The sequence below is a fragment of the Limibacillus halophilus genome (assembly GCF_014191775.1).
Taxonomy (GTDB): domain Bacteria; phylum Pseudomonadota; class Alphaproteobacteria; order Kiloniellales; family CECT-8803; genus Limibacillus; species Limibacillus halophilus.
In genome coordinates this window covers 100,154-119,284 of the sequence record NZ_JACHXA010000004.1, presented here as the reverse complement: position 1 = coordinate 119,284, position 19,131 = coordinate 100,154, and the positions used below count along the sequence as shown (strand labels likewise).

17 protein-coding genes are annotated in these 19,131 nt (G+C 56.3%); 11 read left to right on the top strand and 6 right to left on the bottom strand.

Features of this window, described 5'->3' with window-relative positions; genetic code table 11:
* Positions 1-34: 34 nt before the first annotated feature.
* The 7 genes from FHR98_RS08625 (at position 35) to FHR98_RS08595 (ending at position 7,530) form a co-directional block, all read left to right on the top strand.
* A complete protein-coding gene (locus FHR98_RS08625) occupies positions 35-904 on the top strand; it encodes an ABC transporter permease (protein ID WP_183416284.1) in 870 nt (289 codons plus the stop codon).
* Between the two features lie 9 nt (positions 905-913).
* The gene (locus FHR98_RS08620) at positions 914-1,708 is read left to right on the top strand and encodes an ABC transporter permease (protein WP_183416283.1); all 795 of its coding nucleotides are present in this window, start codon (positions 914-916) and stop codon (positions 1,706-1,708) included.
* A gap of 27 nt (positions 1,709-1,735) precedes the next feature.
* Positions 1,736-2,890: an extracellular solute-binding protein gene (locus FHR98_RS08615; protein WP_183416282.1), complete on the top strand. Its 1,155-nt coding sequence runs from the start codon at positions 1,736-1,738 to the stop codon at positions 2,888-2,890.
* A gap of 81 nt (positions 2,891-2,971) precedes the next feature.
* Entirely contained in the window at positions 2,972-4,063 is a 1,092-nt protein-coding gene (locus FHR98_RS08610) for an ABC transporter ATP-binding protein (protein WP_322091233.1), read from the top strand.
* Positions 4,064-4,094: 31 nt separating this feature from the next.
* Positions 4,095-5,477, top strand: a complete 1,383-nt coding sequence (locus tag FHR98_RS08605) for an aminotransferase family protein (RefSeq protein ID WP_183416280.1) — start codon at positions 4,095-4,097, stop codon at positions 5,475-5,477.
* A gap of 28 nt (positions 5,478-5,505) precedes the next feature.
* A complete protein-coding gene (gene kce / locus FHR98_RS08600; protein ID WP_183416279.1) occupies positions 5,506-6,438 on the top strand; it encodes a 3,5-dioxohexanoate:acetyl-CoA acetone transferase in 933 nt (310 codons plus the stop codon).
* Positions 6,439-6,477: 39 nt separating this feature from the next.
* Positions 6,478-7,530, top strand: coding sequence for a histone deacetylase family protein (locus FHR98_RS08595; RefSeq protein ID WP_183416278.1), 1,053 nt, complete (start codon positions 6,478-6,480; stop codon positions 7,528-7,530).
* Here FHR98_RS08595 and FHR98_RS08590 read toward each other — a convergent pair.
* Positions 7,527-8,651, bottom strand: coding sequence for a zinc-dependent alcohol dehydrogenase family protein (locus FHR98_RS08590; protein WP_183416277.1), 1,125 nt, complete (start codon positions 8,649-8,651; stop codon positions 7,527-7,529). The genes FHR98_RS08595 and FHR98_RS08590 overlap by 4 nt on opposite strands.
* A gap of 173 nt (positions 8,652-8,824) precedes the next feature.
* Here FHR98_RS08590 and FHR98_RS08585 point away from each other — a divergent pair, with 173 nt between their 5' ends.
* Complete coding sequence (locus FHR98_RS08585; RefSeq protein WP_183416276.1) at positions 8,825-9,526, top strand: glutathione S-transferase family protein; 702 nt, start codon at positions 8,825-8,827, stop codon at positions 9,524-9,526.
* A 104-nt stretch (positions 9,527-9,630) separates the two neighbouring features.
* Complete coding sequence (locus tag FHR98_RS08580) at positions 9,631-10,371, top strand: heme ABC transporter permease (RefSeq protein WP_183416275.1); 741 nt, start codon at positions 9,631-9,633, stop codon at positions 10,369-10,371.
* On the opposite strand, the gene FHR98_RS08575 is transcribed toward FHR98_RS08580, so the two are convergent.
* Positions 10,368-11,990, bottom strand: a complete 1,623-nt coding sequence (locus FHR98_RS08575) for a GMC family oxidoreductase (RefSeq protein WP_183416274.1) — start codon at positions 11,988-11,990, stop codon at positions 10,368-10,370. The genes FHR98_RS08580 and FHR98_RS08575 overlap by 4 nt on opposite strands.
* An 85-nt stretch (positions 11,991-12,075) precedes the next feature.
* On the opposite strand from FHR98_RS08575, the gene FHR98_RS08570 reads away from it, so the two are divergent.
* Entirely contained in the window at positions 12,076-12,939 is an 864-nt protein-coding gene (locus FHR98_RS08570; protein WP_183416273.1) for an MBL fold metallo-hydrolase, read from the top strand.
* Positions 12,939-13,853, top strand: coding sequence for an alpha/beta hydrolase (locus tag FHR98_RS08565; protein WP_183416272.1), 915 nt, complete (start codon positions 12,939-12,941; stop codon positions 13,851-13,853). Before FHR98_RS08570 ends, FHR98_RS08565 begins: the two co-directional genes overlap by 1 nt.
* Here FHR98_RS08565 and FHR98_RS08560 read toward each other — a convergent pair.
* The 4 genes from FHR98_RS08560 to FHR98_RS08545 are packed head-to-tail and all read right to left on the bottom strand — an operon-like array spanning position 13,850 to position 18,923.
* Positions 13,850-15,508 (bottom strand): ABC transporter ATP-binding protein, encoded by a 1,659-nt coding sequence (locus tag FHR98_RS08560; protein WP_183416271.1) that lies wholly within the window; start codon positions 15,506-15,508, stop codon positions 13,850-13,852. The two genes, FHR98_RS08565 and FHR98_RS08560, sit on opposite strands and share 4 nt — an antisense overlap.
* 5 nt (positions 15,509-15,513) lie before the next feature.
* The gene (locus FHR98_RS08555) at positions 15,514-16,344 is read right to left on the bottom strand and encodes an ABC transporter permease (RefSeq protein ID WP_183416270.1); all 831 of its coding nucleotides are present in this window, start codon (positions 16,342-16,344) and stop codon (positions 15,514-15,516) included.
* Positions 16,345-16,357: 13 nt separating this feature from the next.
* A complete protein-coding gene (locus FHR98_RS08550; protein WP_183416269.1) occupies positions 16,358-17,317 on the bottom strand; it encodes an ABC transporter permease in 960 nt (319 codons plus the stop codon).
* A gap of 22 nt (positions 17,318-17,339) precedes the next feature.
* On the bottom strand, positions 17,340-18,923 hold the full coding sequence (locus FHR98_RS08545; RefSeq protein WP_183416268.1) for an ABC transporter substrate-binding protein: 1,584 nt from the start codon (positions 18,921-18,923) through the stop codon (positions 17,340-17,342).
* Positions 18,924-19,131: the final 208 nt, after the last annotated feature.

Sequence of the window (19,131 nt, the reverse complement as noted above, 5' to 3'; positions counted from 1 at the left end):
ATTCTTGTCGTTGTGAAACTGACGGGATGACGCCATGGCCTCGGATCGCAGGCCCAACTTGAACCCTATAATCTTGCTAACCCCGGCGATGGTATCCGTGGCCTTCTTGCTGGTGGTTCCGGTGGCGTTCGTCGTCGTTTACTCCTTTTGGCTAAGAACCTCCGTGGGTGGCGAGCAGCCAGGTTTTTACCTGGATAACTGGGTGGAGGTTCTGACGGACAGCTTTTACCGCGACATCCTTTTCAGCACTTTGCGCATTGCCGGGATTACGACGATCCTGTGCGCGTTGCTTGGATATCCGGCAGCTTTCTTCGTTGCTAACACGCGATTTCGTAACAAGGCGCTTTTGCTGCTGTTGCTAATGCTCCCCTTCTGGATCAGCTACATCATCCGCACGATGTCTTGGATCAACATCCTGGGTGTCAGCGGCGCGTTCAACTACCTGCTTGAGGCTCTTTCTTTAACCGATGAACCGCTGCAAATGCTCTACAACGAGGTCACGGTAATCCTCGGGTTACTTCATTTCCTGCTGCCGTTCATGATCCTCAACATATACGTCAGCCTGGATGGTATGGACCGCGATCTGGTCCCGGCGGCCCGCAGCCTAGGAACAACGCCCTGGCAGGCATTTTTGGAAGTTACCTTACCGCTGTCCATGCCTGGATTGGCGGCCGGCGGCCTGCTTTGTTTCGTGCTGGGGTCCGGCACCTATATTACACCGCTGGTACTCGGCGGTCCGACCGATGCCATGTTCGCCAACCTGATTTACGAGGCCATCATAACGCAGTTGAACTGGCCTCTTGGATCGGCGCTGTCCATCGTGCTGCTTTTGATTCTGGGATCGGTGGTGCTGCTCTACAACCGCTATCTTGGCCTAAACCAGTTGTACAAGAGCTTCTCATGAGGACCGGCGATGCAAAATAAAGGCTGGATAGCGCTCAAATCGTACACCGTGCTGGTGTACCTCTTCATGTTCGCTCCGGTGACGGTCGTCGTGCTGCTGTCCTTCAACAGCAGCCAGTTCGGCGGCTTTCCGATCGAAGGATTGAGTCTACGTTGGTTCGAGGCGCTCTGGAACAATGCGGCGATCGTTCGTGCCTTTCAGACATCGTTACTTCTGGGCAGCTTGACGGCTTTGATTTCAACCGCCATGGGCATTCTCGCATCGTTGGCGCTGGTGCGTTACGATTTTCCGGGGAAGTCATTTCTCAACACTCTGCTGATTGCACCCGTTCTGGTACCGGAGGTCGTGCTGGCCGTGGCACTGCTGCTGTTCCTGCGCTGGCTGTCGCTGCCCAAGAACTTCCTGATGCTGCTGATGGGACATGTCATCTTCACCCTGCCCTTCGTCATTCTTGTCGTGCAGGCCCGCCTGGTGGCCATCAAGCGCGTTTATGAGGAAGCTGCCCTGAGCCTGGGCGCCAATAAAGTACAGGCTTTTATGCAAGTAACCCTCCCCTTACTGATGCCGGCAGTGGCCGCGGGGATGCTATTTGCCTTTACCGTTTCCTTCGACGACATCACCGGCACGTTGTTCTGGAAACCCGCGGGTGTGGAAACGGTCCCGACCCAGATTTTCTCGATGCTGCGAAATTCAATCAGCCCCGAAATCAACGCCCTGGGAACCGTCATGATCCTTGTGACCGTGGCTCTTCCTTTGCTTGGCGCCGGCTTGGCGCGGCGCCTTTCACGAACACCATCAAACTAAAAGCCCATGAACAGGAGGATAACCACCATGGACAACACGAAACGCTATCAACGGCTTCTAGAACGTTATCGCAGCGGCGACCTCAGCCGGCGCGAACTCATGTCGCTCATTGGTGCGGCCGGATTGGCTTACGGCCTGACCGGCGGTCCGATGGGTGCACTTGGCAAGCAGGCGCTAGCGGCCAAACCTGATTCCGTGCGCTTCGACGGTTGGGGCGGTGTCGTATCCGAGGCATTCCGAAAGTACGCATTCGATCCTTACCAAAAAGCCACGGGCATCGAAGTCATCGATGGCACCTTTTCCAGCGGTGACGAGTATCTGAGCCGCGTCAAAGCGGGACAGCCCGGTGAGTTCAATCTCTTCCACGCCTCGGGTGTGTTCGATTACGCGCGCTACGCCGGTCTTGGATACGATGTGGTTTTGAACGAGGCCAACATTCCGAATCTCGAACTCGCCATGACTGCCCTGAAGGAGCCTTTCAGAAAGGTCACCAACGGCAATCTCTCTTGCGCGCCCTACGATTACGGCACCACCGGTCTAGCCTACAATACGAAGTACATCTCCAAGGAGGAGATGGAAGAAAAAGGCGCCAAGATTCTCATTGATGCGAAGTACAAAGGTAAAATCGGCGGTTGGGGCGACTGGCGGACGCGTGTCTGGTACGGCGCACTGGCAACCGATCAAAATCCAAATGACATCAAGGACATGGACGCCGTTTGGGACGCCATCCGGGCACATCGGGACAATGCATTGAAATACTGGGGTTCCGGGGCAGAACTGATGAGCCTTTTGGCCGAAGAAGAGATCTACGTGACCGAAGGCTGGTCCGGTCGAATTGCCGCCCTACAACAACAGGGCCATCCGATCGCCTACCATGACCCGAAGAATGGTTTCGGTTGGCAGGAGTGTCTGATGGTTCTGAAGGGCAGCCCCTTGGAGGCCTGCGAAGAACTTTTGAACTTCATGCTGGAGCCTGAAGTAGCCATTGCAGTTGCCGAGGGCCAGAGCTACCCGCCGTCGCTCGACCCGACGAAAGTTGATCTGGGCGACAAGATTCCTTTGCTTCCGGCCTACGACGCGACCGGAACGCTAAGTCAGCTTACCTTTGCCGATCCTGCTTACTGGAACGGTAACGAGGCTGAGTGGTCGAAGACCTTCGGCCGCGTTCAAAAGGGATACTAGAGAAGCTAAGGGAGGGGGCCGCGATCGTGGTCCCCTTCCACCCGCTACGACACGCCCCTTTTAATGAGGATTGACAGCACCGTGACCGCATCTCAGCACGCAGTCGAAATTAAGGCCCTGGTGAAACGCTACGGCGAATTCGTCGCGACCCGTGATATCGACCTCACGGTTGAAGATGGCGCGTTCGTCACCTTGCTTGGCCCCTCGGGCTGCGGGAAGACGACGACCTTGAAGGTTATCGCCGGTCTGGAGCAGGCCAGCGAGGGTGAAATCACGATCAAAGGCAAACGGGTCAACGATGTACCAATCCATAAGAGGAATCTCGGCCTCGTCTTCCAGAACTACGCCCTTTTCCCTCACAAGTCCGTCCAAGATAACGTGGCGTTTGGGCTTAAATACCGAAGTGTCAGCAAAGCAGAAGCAGCGGAGCGAGTAAAAAAGGCACTTGATCTTGTGCGCCTGCCGCATGTCGGTGATCGCTATCCGGCGCAGCTTTCCGGCGGGCAGCAGCAACGCATTGCATTAGCACGCGCCATCGTCATTCAGCCCGACGTCTTGCTGCTCGACGAACCGCTATCGGCTCTGGATGCCAATCTGCGCGAGGAGATGCGTGTCGAACTCAAGCGTATTCAGCGGGAACTCGGCGTAGCCACCGTTTTCGTCACACACGACCAGTCGGAAGCGCTCGCCATGTCGGATAAGGTCGTGGTCATGAACCAAGGCCGCATCGAGCAGATCGGTTCTCCCGAGGATGTTTACAACGCCCCCTGCAACGAGTTTGTCGCCACCTTCCTTGGAAACTCGAACATTTTAGATGCCGAGGTCTCGGAGAAGAACGGCCAAGAGCTATTGCTTGTCGTGGACGGCGGCATGAAACTCACAGCGTTGGACCGCAACGCGCGTTTTGCCTCCGGCGATCGGCTTCGTCTCGTACTCCGTGCCGAGAGACTGAAACTTACCGCTCAAACCGGCGAATTCGACAAGGCATCTAGTCTGGACGCAACCGTCAACGCCGTCGATTACCAAGGATTGGCGGCACGGTACTTCCTGCAGGCTGGACCTCACACGCTACAGGCAATAAACCCTATCGAAGGACGTCCCTTCGCCGAAGGCGCAGCCGTTAAGCTGACCGTCAGACCCGACGATTGTGTCCTGTTACCCGCCACGGCTTGAAACAGTTTCTAGTTCTGGAGTTGCACCAAGAATGAATAGCACATCAAGCGGCCCCGACACCCGCAAGCCGTCCCACCTCTTCTATCAGAGCCGTCTGCGACGCCCGCTCGTTGCCCGCGCCGAGGGAATCTACCTGTGGGATCAGAGCGGAAAGCGATACATTGACGGCACCTCCGGCCCCATGTGCGTCAACATCGGATACGGCAACCCGCGCGTGAACGAGGCAATCAAGCGGCAATTGGATCAGACCAGCTTCGCCTATCGGCTTCATTTCGAGAACGAAGCGGCCGAAGAATTGGCGCGTGAGTTAACCGCACAAATGCCAGGCGATCTTGATCGCGCTTTTTTTGTGTCAGGCGGCTCCGAGGCGGTGGAATCCTGCATCAAGTTCGCCCGGCAGTACGCCTTGGCAACCGGCCAGGACCAGCGACGGAAAGTTATCTCCCGGTTCCCCTCCTATCACGGCGGAACGCTGGGAGCCTTGGCGGTCACAGGCTACGAGCCTTTAACGGCTCCTTTTGCGCCGATGATGGAATCCATGCCAAAAATCCCGGCGCCGACGACTTACCTCGATCGTGACAATCTGAGCCCAGAGCAACGCGGCCTGAAGTATGCCGATCTTCTGGCCGATGCCATAGAGCGAGAAGGCCCGGAAAGTGTTCTGGCATTCCTGATGGAGCCCGTTGGCGGCGCTTCAACAGGCGCCCTCGTCGCTCCGGATAGCTACTACGGCCGCGTTGCCGAGATCTGTAAGCAGTACGGTGTTCTTCTGATCTATGACGAAGTGATGAGCGGTGCCGGCCGCACCGGTCGATATTTGGCAGCCGACCATTGGGGCATCACACCAGATATCGTCGCACTGTCGAAAGGTCTTGGAGCGGGTTATGCGCCGTTGGGCGCGATGATCGCACGCACACCCCATGTCGAGGCCGTTCTCGACGCTGGCGGTTTCATGCACGGCTACACCTATGCAGGCAATCCCTTGGCTTGTGCTGCCGGTCGTGCCGTCCTGCATGAACTGCTGGACCATAACTTGATGGAGAACGCGACGCTGCGTGGTGAACAGATACAGGCCGGGCTCCGGCGTCTGGCTGAGCGATTCCCTTTCATCGGCGATGTACGCGGCAAAGGGCTCTTGGTGGCCTTCGAGCTTGTTTCGGACCGCGCGACAATGGCCGTTTTACCTAAGGAATTGAACGCCTATCAGCGTTGCGTCGATCTGGCCCATGAGAAGGGACTGATCATCTATTCCCGGCGCACCCGGGGTGGGATAGAAGGCGACCATCTGCTTGTATGCCCTCCCTTGATCGTAACTGCAGCGGAAGTCGAAGAAATTTTGAGTATTATCGCAGACACATTGGCAACCTTTGCCCAAGAGTCCGGATTGCCGGACCTCGGTGTGCAAGCCGCTTGAACCAATACCAAGGGAGCCATCGCAACTCATGGCACAAAGCAAAGTCATAATCTCCTGCGCCGTTACCGGCTCGATCCATACACCGAGCATGAGCGAATATCTGCCGCTGACGCCGGATGAAATTGCAACTCAGGCAATCGAAGCGGCCGAGGCCGGCGCGGCGATCTTGCATCTGCATGCGCGCGAACCCGCAGACGGTAAGCCGACGGCTGATCCGAACGTTTTTATGCAGTTCTTGCCCCGAATCAAACAGGCGACCGACGCAGTGGTAAATATTTCCACGGGCGGTGGTCAGCATATGACCGTCGCCGAACGCTTGATGGCAGCAGAAAAGACGGCGCCGGAAATGGCCTCCTTGAACATGGGATCAATGAACTTTGGCCTCTTTCCTGCACTCGAACGCTTTACCGACTTCAAGTATCCCTGGGAGCGGGATTTCCTGCAGAACTCGGAAGATTTTGTTTTTAAAAATACTTTCAAAGATATAGCATATATTCTTAATACTTTAGGTAAGAAAAATGGAACGCGATTTGAGTTTGAATGCTATGATGTCGGGCATCTCTACAGCCTGCGTCACTTCGCAGATCGCGGTCTGATTGAACCTCCCTTCTTCATTCAATTTGTTCTGGGCGTTCTGGGCGGTATCGGGCCGGATCCGGAAAACCTAGTTCACATGAAGCGGATGGCCGACAAGCTCTTCGGCGATACTTATGTTTTCTCGGTACTGGGCGCCGGACGGCATCAGATGCCACTGGTGACACAAGCCGCGGTTCTCGGCGGGAACGTCCGGGTTGGATTGGAGGATTCCCTCTACCTAGGTAAGGGTGTCCTGGCAAAGAGCAACGCAGAACAGGTTGCGCGTGTCCGAACCATACTGGAGAGCCTGTCCTTGGAGGTCGCCTCGCCAGATGAGGCACGCGCTATCCTGAAACTTAAAGGTGGTGACACGGTCCGCTTCTAACCCGTTGTTATTCCCTAATACTCACAAGGCTGCTCCACCATGAAAATCGTCTATAGCGACGGCCATAGAATCCATTATCCAAAGAACTTCCTGGTGAGCGGGAGCCAGCAGCAGAATCCCGAAGTTCCAGAGCGCGCCGATGCCTTGATTTCATCGGTAAAGGACGCAGGCCATATCATTGTAACCCCAAGATCTTTTGGTGCAGCACCGCGAGGCGCGGTGCATTCGCCTGAATACCTCGAGTTTCTTGAAAACATCTACACCCGCTGGCAACGGATTCCCGATGCATCGCCGGAAGTAATACCAAACATCCATCCACAAGCCCGAGGTGCCAGTCTTGGCGTCGCTGGGTATCCCGCTTCCGCCGTTGGCCAGGCTGGCTACCACATGGCAGATACGGCCTGCCCCATCGGGGAAGGCACCTGGGAAGCGGCGTGCTTGTCCGCCGACATCGCGACACAGGCAGCGCAGTTGATCCTGGATGGTGCGCCAGAAGCCTACGCACTTTGCCGTCCACCGGGACATCATGCCTTCGCCGACATGGCCGGAGGCTTTTGCTACCTGAACAACTCCGCCATAGCCGCCCAATATCTCCGTGAACGCCTTGGGACTGTCGCCGTCCTGGATGTCGATCTGCATCACGGTAACGGCACGCAAGCCATCTTCTATGACCGAGATGACGTTCTGACGATCTCGTTGCACGCTGATCCGGTCCGTTTTTATCCCTTCTTTTGGGGCTTTGCCGATGAGCGCGGTACCGGTCGCGGTCTGGGTTATAACTTTAACCTTCCACTCCCAAGGGGAACAACGGGCGATAACTTCCTAAAATCATTACAAAAAGCTACACAAAGAATCAGTGCTTTCGGCCCCAGCGCACTGGTCGTAGCATTGGGCCTCGACGCCCACGAAGCCGACCCGCTTGCAGGCCTTGCTCTGACAACCGACGATTTTGGCAAAGTCGCACGAGCCATCGCGGCGCTCGGATTGCCCACTGTTTTAGTGCAGGAAGGCGGCTATTTGACCGCCGCCCTTGGCGATAACCTCAAGACCTTCCTTGAAGGCTTCGCAGCAGGCCGCGATCGCGCATCCTAGGGAATCAGAAGCTGCCGCACCGTTGCGCCTTCGGCAAGCCTATCGAATGCACCGTTCAATTCGTTGAATCCGACCTTCTCGCTCATCAGGCGGTCAATCGGCAGGCGCCCCTTGCGGAACAATCCGATGTAGCGAGGAATATCCCTGACCGGAACACAAGACCCTATATAGCTCCCCTTTAGCGTGCGTTCCTCTCCAACCAAAGAAACCTGCTGGAGCTGCATCATTTTTGAAGGATGTGCCAAACCGGCGGTCACGGTTGTACCGCCGCGTCGGGTGATCTTATAAGCGAGTTCCAACGCCGGAACGGACCCTGCCATTTCCAGCGCGAAGTCCACGCCTCCCCCGGTCGCTTCCTTGACGGCCTCGACTATGTCCTCCTGATTTGCCAGAAAGGCGTCTGTGGCGCCAAGCTGCCGGGCAAGATCGAGCTTGGAAGCAACGAGATCTAGTGCCACTACCTGATCCGCGCCAACCAAGACCGACCCAAGCAGGGCATTGAATCCGACGCCGCCCAGACCAATCACGGCCACCTTGCTTCCCGGCGTCACACCTGCCGTATTGAGCGCCGCGCCAACTCCTGTCAGGACCGCACAGCCAAACAACGCCGCCTGCTCCAATGGCAAATCCGGGTCGACCTTTACCAGTGAGCGCCGCGACATCACGGCGTACTCGGCAAAAGCGGAGACACCCATATGATGGTTGACCGGCTCGCCATTCAGCTTCAGGCGTCGCTGCCCCGAAAGCAGCACCCCTTCTCCGTTCACCTTTGCGGCAGGTTCGCAAAGCGCCGGACGCCCTTCGGCGCAAGGCAGACAATGACCGCAGGAAGGCACAAAGACCATCACGACGTGATCGCCTTTCCTGAGATCGTCCACACCTTTACCGACATCGGCGACAATGCCGGCTGCTTCATGTCCAAGAGCCATGGGAGTCGGTCGGGGACGAGCGCCATCCATCACCGAAAGGTCGGAATGGCAAAGTCCCGCGGCCTTGATCTGGACCAGAACCTCGCCTTCACCGGGTCCATCCAAATCAAGCTCCTCGATTACCAGGGGACGTGATTGGCTGTAGGGGCGCGCTAACCCCATCTGGTGAAGGACGGCGGCTTTGATCTTCATCTGTCGGATCTCCGGAGTGAATTGGTCTGAAGGATTCGCAGTCCCAGATTACCCTCTCTATGACGCAAATCTCAAAGACAAACCCAATTCGCGCAATCGGCTCGTCATGTCTGCGCACATTGGATATCCTTGAACTGAGATTTAGCCGACGAGACAGGAAAGATTTAAGGAAGATGCCGCTAACACTTTACGAATTGGCCGGTGCGGACCCGGACCTCCGCTTTAGTCCCTATTGCTGGCGCATTCGCATGGCCCTGGTGCATAAGGGCCTGGAGTTTGAGACCGTACCCTGGCTTTTTACCGAGAAACACCGCCTGGAACCGTCAGGACAGGGCCGCGTTCCAGTGCTTGTCGACGGGGATACCTGGATTCATGATTCCTGGACTATCGCCCGCTACTTGGAGGAAACCTATCCCGATTCCCCCAACTTGTTCGGATGCGATATCGGCCGGGGCATAACCCACTTCTTCAAGTTTTGGTCCGAAACCGTTTTGTACCCCGCAGTGGCGCGATTGATCGTTTCCGATATCCACGACTGTCTGGATGAAAAGGATAAGGGGTATTTCAGGCAATCCAGAGAGCAAAGATATGGGAAACGACTGGAAGAAGTCACCGCTGACCGCGACGCCAGGCTACCCGCTTTCCATGACCTTCTGACCCCGCTTCGCAAGACGTTGCATGAACAAAGCTTTCTCTGCGGCGAATCGCCCGGTTTTGGCGATTACATCGTATTTAGCGCTTTTCAGTGGGCGCGCTGTTGCTCGACGTTCGAACTGCTGTCTCCCGAGGATGAAGTTGCTGAATGGCGTGAAAGGATCTCGGGCCTTTTCGGCGGCATGGCGGGCAAGGCGACCCGCGTCGCGACATCCAACTGAGCATCGTGTATCCCGGTTTGCCAGGCTGTATAACGAATCCGTGCCTTTTGCCGCGCGGCCAGCTGCGTTATATCTCCGGCCATTCGCGGCGCTAGAGAGGTTTCATGCAACGCTTCGCCAACCCGGCCCGGTTTCGACGTCTCGCCGACAGGTTCCAGCCTTGGATCGTGGGAGCTACCGTTTTGACACTGGCTCTGGGACTCTATCTATCCCTGTTTGTCGCGCCGCCGGACTACCAGCAAGGCGAGACGGTGCGGATCATGTTTGTCCACGTGCCGTCGGCATGGATGGCCCTTTTTATCTACCTGGTGGTCGCCGTATCAAGTTTCGTCGGTCTTGTGTGGCGGCACCCACTGGCGCATCTAGCAGCGAAAGCAGCCTCTCCGATCGGAGCCTGTTTTACTTTCCTCGCACTTGTTACCGGTTCTCTGTGGGGTAAACCCATGTGGGGTACCTGGTGGGTTTGGGACGGCCGTTTGACCTCGGTCCTGGTACTGTTCTTCCTCTACCTAGGCCACCTGGCTCTTTTGAGCGCATTTGAGAACTCGGAACGCGGCCAGCGATCGGCGGCAATCCTGGCCCTTGTCGGGGTCGTGAATCTGCCGGTAATCAAGTTTTCGGTGGAATGGTGGAACACGCTTCACCAACCGGCAAGCGTCCTACGCCTCGACGGCCCTACGATCGATCCATCGATGCTTTGGCCCTTGCTCGTCATGGCGCTCGGTTTCAAGCTGTACTTCCTACTTGTACTGCTGATTCGTATGAAGAACGGTCTTCTAGATGCCCGAACCCGAAGTCTCCGGCTCATGGCGATAGAAGAGGCCAGCCGAGGCCATCGACCTTAATCCCGCCGGTCTTCCCGGATCAGATCACTTGCCTTCTCTGCGATGACCATTGACGGTGAATTCGTGTTGCCGGAGGTAATGGTCGGCATAATCGAAGCATCGGCTATCCGCAGTCCCGCAATTCCCCGCACGCGCAAACGTTCATCGACGACCGCGGCGTCATCCTGTCCCATCCGGCAGGTGCCGACTGGATGAAAGATCGTTGTGCCGATCTCACCGGCCGCGCGTGCCAGCGCCTCATCCCCCTCCACAGCCGGACCGGGCAAATACTCCTCAGGCTCAAAGGCCTGTAGGGCCTTGGCGTCCGCAATCCTGCGAGTCAATCGGATCGCGTCTGCGGCAACTTGGCGGTCGCGCTCATGACTCAGGTAGTTGGGGCGGATCGACGGCTTCTCACGATAATCAGGACTTTTCAGGTGAATGGACCCACGGCTTTCGGGCCTCAAATTGCACACCGAGGCCGTAAATGCAGGAAACTCGTGCAGAGGGTCGCCAAATTTATCCAGTGAAAGCGGTTGCACATGGAATTCGAGGTTTGGCGTTTCGTAGCTTGGATCGCTCTTGGCAAAGGCGCCAAGTTGGCTGGGCGCCATCGTCAAGGGCCCGCGCCGGAACAGGAAATATTCCAAGCCCATCCCGATACGCCCGAATAAGCTGTTGGCGCGCTGGTTCAAAGTTACCGTGTTCCTAACCTTGTAGACGCAGCGAATTTGTAGATGGTCCTGCAGGTTCTCGCCGACTCCCGGTAGGTCCAACACAACAGGGATTCCTAGGTCCCGAAGCCTCTGCGCCTGACCAATCCCCGAAAGCTCAAGAATGTTTGGACTGCCGACCGCGCCCGCGCAGAGAATGACCTCCTGTGATGCCCTGACGCTTACCGGCGCACCCTTCAGCTCGAAGTTCAACCCGGTGGCCCGTTTTCCTTCAAACAGCAGATTTTGTGCCTGGGCATGTGTCATGACCGTCAGGTTTTCACGGTTCGCTGCCGGGCGCAGGAAGCCCTTGCTTGCGGACCACCGTACACCGCGTTTCTGGTTCACCTGAAAGTAACCGCAACCCTCGTTGTTGCCGCGGTTGAAATCGTCAGTCTTGGGAATGCCTATCTCCGCTGCCGCCTCCCGAAAGGCATCAAGGATTTCCCACGTGAGCCGCATCTCTTCAACCCGCCACTCACCGCCCTGCCCGTGATTGTCGTCTGCGCCTCTGGACTGGTCCTCCCCACGCTTGAACAGCGGCAGAATCTCATTCCAACCCCAGCCTTCGTTACCCATCTGCCGCCATAGGTCATAGTCTCGAGCCTGGCCGCGCAGATAGAGCATGCCGTTGATGGATGAACAGCCACCGAGCACCCGGCCCCGTGGATAGTTTAGCGACCGACCGCCAAGCCCCGCTTCGGGTTCGGTCTTAAAACACCAGTCAGTACGTGGATTGTTCTGCGTATAGAGATAACCGATCGGGACATGAATCCAGAAATAGTTGTCACGCCCACCGGCTTCGAGCAACAACACAGAGTTCTTTGGATCCTTGGAGAGTCTATTCGCAAGAACACAGCCGGCCGAGCCGGCCCCCACGATCACATAATCAAAGACCCCTAAATCCTTGCGCTCGGCCTGCGTCATCGACTGCCTCTACTTTCGCATTTATTGTCTGGCATTATCATAAATTCAATCGAGTATGCGGCAAGAGCAGTTCAGGGGCCAAATTATGAAGACCGACGTGAAAGCGTTTTTTGATAACGCCACCAACACTGTTAGCTATATCGCTAGTGATCCGGAAACAAAGAAAGCCATCGTGATTGATCCTCTGCTTGATTTCGATCCGGCATCCTGTCGCACATCACATGAATCAGCAGACAAGATCATCGCCCACATCAACCAACAAGCTCTTTCCGTGTCCTTGATTCTGGAAACACATGTGCACGCCGATCATTTATCGGCGGGGCAGTATCTTAAAGAACGGCTTGGTGCACCTGTCGGCATCGGTTTCAACATCAAAGCCGTCCAGGCTGCATTCGCTGAGGTCTTCAACCTTGGGCCCGAGGTCGCCAAGGATGGATCTCAGTTTGACCGCTTGTTTCAAGATGACGAATCGTTTCAACTCGGCACCCTGCCCGCAAAGGCACTGCACGTGCCCGGACACACACCCTCATGCATGGCTTATTTGATTGGGGATGCGATTTTCGTCGGAGATACTCTGTTCATGCCAGATTTCGGCACCGCACGCTGTGACTTTCCAGGTGGCGATGCCGGACTGCTTTATCGATCCATTCAGCGGATCCTGGCCTTGCCTGCCCAAACGCGAATTTTCGTCGGACACGATTACAAGGCACCCGGCCGCGATGTCTTCGCATGGGAAACCACCGTGGCGAAGCAACGTGAGGGCAATGTTCATCTGCGCGACGGCGTCACCGAGCAGGACTTCGTCCGTACAAGGACAGAGCGCGATGCCAACCTTGCTGTGCCTCGCCTTCTTCTCCCCGCCGTTCAAGTCAATATGCGTGCCGGCGCGCTGCCAGACCCGGAAAGTAACGGCATTTCTTATCTGAAACTACCGGCGAACACTTTCTGATGGCCACAGCGCTGACAGATCCGGAAGTCCGCCAGTTCGTGGAAAAATCGGAAGATTTTTTTCCCCAAGACGGATCGAACCTAAGCATTGACCAACAGCGGACGCTTTACGATAGGCTCTGTGCTGCTTTTGGCGCGCCGCTACCAGACCGTCTAACGGTGCACGACCTCACACTGGCAGATCGCCCGGCACGGCATTATCAGCCGGATGTCGTTAGAACGACGGCTCATCTTCTGTTCTTTCACGGCGGTGGATTTGTTGTGGGGGGCATCAAAAGCCATGACAGTATCTGCGCGGAACTTGCCGTGGCAGCAAGCATGAACGTGTTCGCGCTGGATTACCGACTTGCACCCGAACATCGCCACCCTGCCGCCTTCGAGGATGCCCTCGGCGCGTATCTATCCCTACGGCAAGAGAACCCGGTTATCGTCGCCGGCGACAGCGCAGGCGGAAATCTGGCGGCCGCTGTTGCTCTTGCGGCCAGGGACTGTGAGCTGCCTGCAACCGGGCAACTGCTCATTTATCCCACACTGGGCGGTGAGGCCCTTGCAGCCAGCAACCGCGAGGAAGCCGCGGCACCGCTTCTCACATCGCAGGATATGCAGTTTTACCAAAAGGTGCGGAGTGACGAGCCACCGCCGTATGACGACAAATTTTTCGCACCCCTCGCGGAAACCGATTATGGAGGGTTACCGCGCGCGGTGCTCTTTGCAGCCGAAATTGACCCCCTGCGCGACGAAGCAGTCCTGTATGCGGAACGTCTACAGGATGCCGGAGTCCCGACCAAACTCCATCGGGAAACGCAGCTCGTTCACGGGTATCTGCGCGCACGCGGCATGAGCTGGCGCGCCGCCGATAGTTTCAAGCGAATGGTGGAAGCGCTGCGCTGGTTGAGCGAGGAAAGTCCGCTTTAGTTCCCGGCCGATTCCATGGTCCGGTCCTCAAGCACACGTTCCAACCATCCAACTTCCATCTCCGGCACCGACGATAACAGCAGTTCCGTGTACTCATGGTGGGGCGGCTTGAAGATATCTTCCTTCGGACCGTGCTCGACCACCTCGCCCTGGTACATGACCACCACCTCGTCGGCGATGGCTTTAACCGTTGCAAGGTCGTGGGTAATAAACATGTACCCTAAATGGAACTCGGATTGCAGCCGATCCAAGAGCCTCAAAATCCCCTCCGCAACCAATTGGTCCAAAGCGGAGGTTACCTCGTCACAGATAATCAACTCAGGCTCGGCCGCTAACGCACGGGCAATGCAGACCCGTTGCTTCTGACCACCGGACAGCTCGCCAGGCAAGCGATCAATGTACTCACCCGGCTCTAGCTCAATCATGGAAAGAAGCTCGCGAAGGCGCTCGTCTTTCTTGCGGCCTTTCAGACCGAGATAGAACTCCAGTGGCCGACCAATGATATCGCGTATCCGATGCTTCGGATTAACGGCGGTGTCGGCGCTTTGATAGATCATCTGGACATGGCGCAGTTGGTCTTTACTGCGCTGCTTGTAACGCGGCGGCAGGGCCGTTCCCTTGAAGAGGATACGTCCCTCATCCGGCGGCAAGAGCCCTGTAATTACCCGCGCCGTCGTAGATTTCCCGCTGCCCGACTCACCGACCACGGCGACCGTTTGCCCACGGTGTACTTCAAAACTTACATTCCGGAGGACCTGCACCGGCCCATAGGAGGCCGAGATATTTTCCACCTTGACGATTGGCACCTTGCCTTCCGATTCCGCAGGGTTCTCCTTGCGGAAGGTACGCACTGCCCATAGCGATTTTGTATAATCTTCCTGTGGATCATCAAGCATCTCGCCGGTGGCGTTTTCTTCCACCAGTTCGCCATAACGCAGGACCATGATCCGGTCGGCCATCTGAGCCACCACAGCAAGGTCGTGGGTAATATAAATAGCCGCCGTGTTAAACTGACGGACGACATCCTTGATTGCGGCCAACACCTCGATCTGGGTCGTGACATCAAGAGCAGTCGTCGGCTCATCAAAAATAATCAAGTCTGGGCGCGAGGCCATCGCCATGGCCGTCATCGCGCGCTGTAACTGCCCACCCGATACCTGATGGGGATAGCGGAAACCAATGCTCTCCGGCTCGGGAAGCCGCAAACGATGATAAAGATCGATGGCCTCTTCCTCCGCCTCCGGCTTGGTGCGGATTCCGTGTTGGACCGGCGCTTCAGCGTACTGGTCGATCAAGCGATGGGCCGGGTTGAACGCGGCCGCGGCGGACTGCGCGACATAGGCAATGCGCGATCCCCGATACCGTCTTTTTTCCTCCCGCGTAATTTTTGCCAGATCGACGCCATCGAAGAGGATCTCGCCACCGGAGATTCGACAGCCGTCGCGGGCGAAGCCCATAGCCGCCAGACCGATGGTCGATTTTCCTGCGCCTGATTCGCCAATCAAACCGAGGACCTCACCGCGGTGCAAAGTCAGATCAATGCCCTTAACGATTTCGTGCCAGATATCATCGGACCGCCCCTCGATGCGAAGGCCACGGATGCGCAGTAGCACCTCCTTTTTTCCACCGCTACCGGCTGCCTTTGTCTCGCTCATCGGCATCAATCCTTCAGTCCGCTGGTTTTATGGAGGAACCAATCGACAACAAAATTCACACCAACCGTCAAAAGGCCAATCGCACCCGCTGGAATCAAAGGCGTCGGGTCGCCAAAGGAGATAAGCGTTGCGGTCTCGCGCACCATCGACCCCCAATCCGCCGTCGGCGGCTGAATGCCCAAGCCGAGGAACGACAGGGCCGAGATTGTGAGAAAGACGAAACAGAAGCGCAGACCAAATTCCGCGACCAACGGCGCCATGGCGTTTGGCAACAACTCGCGGCGAATAATCCAAACCAAGCCTTCGCCACGCAATCGTGCGGCTTCAACATATTCCATAACCGTAATGTTGACGCCGACGGCGCGCGCCAAACGAAATACGCGCGTCGAATCAAGGACGGCAATGACAATGATCAGAACCGGGATCGCCGTGCCAAACACCGTCAGCAGCATCAATGCAGAGATCAGTGTCGGGATCGCCATAATTGCATCGACGATGCGTGAAAATACCAAGTCGAACCAACCGCCAAGAGCTGCGGCCAACATGCCGGTCAAGCCACCGATCAGAAAGGTCAAAACAGTTGCGGCAAGCGCAATTCCGACCGTATTCCTGGCACCGTAGATTACCCGTGACAGCATATCTCTGCCCAGGTTGTCGGTCCCGAGAACAAAGTCTCCTTCCCATTGCATGAACTGCGACCCGACGATTTCACGCTCACCATAAGGCGCTATGACGGGCGCGAAAATCGCCACGAAGCCGTAACTAAGAATAATCAGGAGGCCAAACTTGGCGGACAGCGGGGCTTTGATGATCTCTTTTAAAATGGTGCTGAACATTCCCCAGGCCTCCTTATCTCGGGTGCAGAAGGCGTGGATTGGTTACGATGGCCAGGATATCCGCCGTTAAGTTCAGCAGGATATATACCGCGGCAAAAATCATGCTGCCCGCCTGGACCATGGGCATGTCACGCTTGGAAACGGCGTCTACCAACAATTGCCCCAGACCGGGGTAAACGAAAACAACCTCGACCACCACGACGCCAACGATGAGATAAGCCAGGTTCAATGCCACCACGTTGATGATCGGCGCCAAGGCGTTGGGCAAGGCATGCTTGAAAATGACGCGACTGCGCTTGATCCCCTTCAGGTGTGCCATCTCGATGTAACTGCTGGCCAACAGGTTGATGATGGAAGCACGTGTCATGCGCATCATGTGCGCCGTTACGACCAAAGTAAGGGTGATGGCCGGCAGCAGGGTGCGGTACACCTTCTCGGCCAGGCTAAGGCCCGGACTTGAGACGTTCGAGATACCCGGAAAAATACCCCACTTACTCGCAAAGAAGTAAATCAACAGGTATGCCACGAAGAACTCCGGGAAAGAGATCGACGATAGCGTCAGAACGTTGATTGCTCTGTCAAAAAGAGAGTTTCGATAGAGCGCTGCCAACATGCCGAGAATCAGGGAAAGCGGAACCGCCATAATTGCCGCAAACCCGGCTAGGAACAGCGTGTTTCCAATACGAGAGCCAATCAATTCGGAAATCTCTCGCCCGGTCGACAGTGTTTTGCCCATATCGCCGGTCAGCATACCCCCCAGCCAACTGAGGTAGCGCTCGTGAGGTGGTTTATCCAACCCCATCTCTTGACGGCACACTTGCAAGGTATCCGGCGTCGCCCCCTGCCCCATGAGTTCCTGACAGGTATCACCCGGCAGGAGTTCAACCACGAATGCAATGGCTGCGGATACGATGAAGAGGATCAGGAGGCCCAGCGCCAAGCGCTGGGCCACCAGTTTGATCAACGCATTCATCTGAATACCCTACGATGAATGCTTATGCGAACCACCAACGTTCGGCGTACTTCGAGCCATCCATCTCGAAGTTACCGGCCATCTTGTTGTATCCGAGCTTGTCGGATACAGCGAAGACATAGTTCGCAAACATCGGGACGATGACACTGCCTTCGTCACGCAGAATCTTCTGCATCTCGAAGTACATCTCGCCACGCTTCTTGTCGTCGATTTCAGCACGCGCCTTGATCAGCAGATCGTTGAAGCGATCATGTTTCCAGAAGCTATCGTTCCAAGGTGCTTCGGCGGCATAAGCGGTGCTGAACATGAAGTCGACCGTCGGACGCCCACCCCAATAAGACGCGCAGAAGGGCTTGTTCATCCAAACGTTGGACCAGTATCCGTCGTTGGGTTCGCGAATAACTTCGATATCGATGCCGGCCGGCGCGGCATGCTCTTTGAAGAGCACGGCGGCATCGACGGCTCCCGCATAGGCGGCGTCGGCAGCGCTGAGCTGAACCTTGATGTTCGAAAGTCCGGCCTGCTTCAAATAGAACTTTGCCTTGTCGATATCATAGGTACGAGGCTCAAGATCGGCTGCATGGAACTTCAGTGACGGGGAGATCGGGTGATCGTTACCCGCGATGCCGTGGCCCAGCAGAATCTTATCGACGATCTCTTGACGATTGATGGCATGTTTCAACGCCATCCGTACATTGTTGTCATCGTAAGGCGCAGTATCGGCACGCATTGGGAACACATAGTGCCTGAACCCAACCGTTTCTTCGATCTTCACGCCAGGCGTTCGGCCTAGCAAATGAACGGTCTGAAGATCGACGCGGTCGATAGCATCCACCTCACCGGATGTGAGTGCGTTGGTGCGAGCCGTTACGTCAATGATCGCCAGCATCTCGATCTCATCGAAATAGGCCGCATCTGACTTGTGATAGTTCGGGTTGCGCGTGAAAGACGCGCGCACGCCAGGCTCGAACTCTTTGAGGACATAGGGCCCAAGGCCGTTACCGGACGTAGCGTCGGCGACGCCATCCTTCGACGGCAGCATGGCGATGTGGTAATCGCTCATAACAAAGGGGAAGTCGGCATTACCAGCAGCAAGTTCGACAACCACCTGGTTCTTGCCGTCGGCCTTGATTGAAGTAATCTGCTCAAGCAGCGACTTTGCCGGCGACTTACTGTCTTCCCCGCGGTGGTGGGCAATGGACGCGACCATATCATCGGCATCGAAGGTCTTGCCGTCGTGGAACTCCATTCCCTTGCGAATATTGAAGACCCATTTCTGAGCGTCATCCGAGGCTTCCCAGGACTCGATCGCCTCTGGAACGAGGCTGCCATCCGCCTTCATCTCACCGACGTGGTTATGGATGGTGTAGTCCATCCCCAAATCCCAACCGTCGAGGTAGAGTGCCGGATCCAACTGGTTGGTTGTCGAGCCATGCGCCACACCATAGCGGAAACGCCCGCCACGCTTTGGAGCCGCAAGCGCTTTCCCGGCCATCGAGGTAGCAACTGTCGCGCTCACACCTAGTGCGGTGGCACCCTGTAAAAACTCGCGCCGACCGATGCGTCCCTGCGCAAGTTGCTGCGTTAGCTTTTCAAGATATTTCACTGATGACACTCCCTGACATTTTTATTGGTCAAAATGCTTTGCCAGCACACTGCCGGACGCAATTCGCCTTTTTGAGAGTGCGAGTTTAAATCAGCTTTCGATCGAATAAAAGTAGGTGCAGGACGAAAATTGAACAATCAATCAAAAAAAATGCCGCCAAATTAGAATTTTTATAACTGTGTAGCGATTTTAGAGTAGCCGATCACTG